The organism is Romboutsia sp., from assembly GCF_035470145.1.
Classification (GTDB): Bacteria; Bacillota; Clostridia; order Peptostreptococcales; family Peptostreptococcaceae; genus Romboutsia_D.
Window position 1 is genome coordinate 1 of record NZ_DATIRC010000011.1, and the last position, 2,669, is coordinate 2,669.

Annotated in this window: 2 protein-coding genes; both read left to right on the forward strand. The window is 32.4% G+C overall.

Annotated elements, in window-relative coordinates; genetic code table 11:
* A partial coding sequence (locus VLM92_RS00285) for an ArsA family ATPase (protein ID WP_325274355.1) occupies positions 1 to 1,058 on the forward strand: 1,058 nt, incomplete at its 5' end.
* 232 nt (positions 1,059 to 1,290) lie between these two features.
* A complete protein-coding gene (gene sstT / locus VLM92_RS00290) occupies positions 1,291 to 2,517 on the forward strand; it encodes a serine/threonine transporter SstT (RefSeq protein ID WP_325274356.1) in 1,227 nt (408 codons plus the stop codon).
* Positions 2,518 to 2,669 lie beyond the last annotated feature (152 nt).

Here is a 2,669-nt window from a genome sequence, read left to right on the forward strand (position 1 = left end):
AAAACATATTTAAGAAATTACCTATTGATACTATGGAGCTATTTGATAGTGAGCTTAAAGGTGTAGATAGATTTAGAATAAGTGCATCTATATTATTTGAAGGAAAGAAAGCTCAAAAGACTTCAAAAGTAGAATATAAAAACATAGATGAAATAAGTATACAAAAAAATGAAGATGCTAAAGAACTTATATTGCCTAGGAAAAATTCTATTAGAAATGTATTTTTCTCAGGTAAAGGTGGAGTTGGAAAAACTGTAATGGCTTGTATTACAGCTGTTAAATCTGCAAATGAAGGATTTAAAACACTTCTTCTTACAACAGATCCTGCAGCTCATATAGGAAAGGTTTTAGATAAGCCAATAGAAGATAATCCAGCACCTATAGATGGATGTCCTAATTTATATGCAGCAAAGATTGATCCTAAAGTAGCTTTTGAAGAATATAAAGAAATGGTCTTAAAAGATGCTAAATCTAAATTTAGTGGACCAACAATAGCTACTATGGAAGAAGAATTAAATTCTCCATGTACTGAAGAAATGGCAGCTTTCCAAAAATTTATATCATATGCTTCAGAAGAAGAATATGACGTTATAGTATTTGATACAGCTCCAACAGGGCACACATTAAGACTTTTAGAACTTCCTATGGATTGGTCAAAACAAATTCAGATGAAAGCAGGAGTTACTGCACAAATCAGTGAAGAAGATAAAAAACAAAAAGAAAAATTTGATAGAGTTATAGCTACTATGAAGGATAAAGAGAAGACTACTTTTAGTTTTGTTATGTACCCTGAAAAAACTCCTATAATAGAGGCATATAGAGCTAGTGAAGAACTTAGAACTGTTGGAATTGAAACACAAATGGTTATAGCAAACCTTATAATACCTGAGGAGCAAGCTACTACACCGTTCTTTAGAAATAGAAGAAACATGCAAGAGAAGTATTTAGAAGAAATAAAGAGTGATTTTGAAAGTTCTGAGGTAGTTAGAGTACCTATGTATGATAAAGAAATAAAAGGCATAGATATGTTAACTAAGATAGGTAACAGTATATTCTAATTAGACTAATAAATATAAATATCAAACAACTTAGGAGTAAAGGGATATTGTTGAAGTGGGATAAAAATTGGACTATGATTTCATAGTCTTTTTTCAATTAATAACTCAAATGGGAAAAATTGTATTAAAATAAAAAATATTAAGAAAATTTATTGAATTATGTTTTAAAAAAACGGGATTTATGGTAAAATGTAATTGTAATAGTAATTAAATCATAGAGGAGGATTAGACAATGGGAAATTTAATCAGCAAATGGAATGAAATAAGTTTAGTTAAGAGAATTATAATAGGCTTAATCGTTGGTATTATATTAGCTGTAACGATTCCAGATACAGCAAAGCCAATCGTTATCTTTGGTTCATTATTTGTAGGTGCACTAAAGTCTGTTGCACCGATACTGGTATTTTTCTTAGTAATGTCTGCCATTTCTCAACACAAGAGTGGTCAGCAAACTAATATGAAATCGATTATTGTTCTTTACCTTTTAGGTACATTTTTAGCAGGACTTGTTGCTGTTGTAGCGAGCTTTATGTTCCCGGTAACATTAACACTTGGAGCAGGTGTTGAGAATGTGACGCCACCTGGAGGTGTTGTGGAAGTTCTGAAAACGTTATTATTGAATATTGTGGATAACCCAGTAAAAGCACTTTTCAATGCAAACTATATAGGTATATTGTCTTGGGCAATACTTGTTGGTCTTGCGTTAAAAAATGCTCCTCAATCTACTAAAACAATGATAGTTAATGTTTCAGATGCATTATCACAAATAGTAAGATGGATAATTAATTTTGCACCACTTGGTATCATGGGTCTTGTATTTGATAGTATTGCTACGCAGGGTCTAGCGTCTCTACTTGGTTATGGACAATTGCTTGTTGTATTAGTTGGTTGCATGGCATTTGTAGCCCTTGTAGTTAATCCAATTATCACATATATAGGTATTCGTAAAAATCCATATCCACTTGTATTCAAATGTTTAAAGGACAGTGGACTTACAGCATTCTTTACACGTAGCTCAGCTGCAAACATACCTGTAAATATGGGCTTATGTGAAGAACTAGGGTTGGATAAGGATACTTACTCAGTTTCAATTCCACTAGGTGCAACTATTAATATGGCTGGTGCAGCTATTACAATTTCTGTATTAACACTTGCAGCAGTTCATACACTTGGCATTAAAGTAGATATGGGTATGGCCCTAATCTTAAGTTTATTGTCAGCGGTAAGTGCTTGTGGTGCTTCAGGTGTAGCTGGAGGTTCATTATTACTAATACCACTTGCATGTAGTTTATTTGGAATTCCAAATGATGTGGCAATGCAGGTAGTAGGTGTAGGATTTGTTGTTGGGGTTATTCAAGACTCTTGCGAAACAGGACTTAACTCATCAACAGACGCACTTTTCACAGCAGTAGCTGAATTTGCAAAATGGCGTAAAGAAGGAAAAAAAATCAACATCTAGCCTGTCTAGGGATTAGTGAAAACGTTTTTTAAAAATATACTGATTGATAAATTAATCTTACTTAGAAATCCAAGGGACAATAATTAATCCCTTGGATTTTTTTAATTAAATACTCTATATTAACCCTCCTTATAATGATAAAAATCATCTTA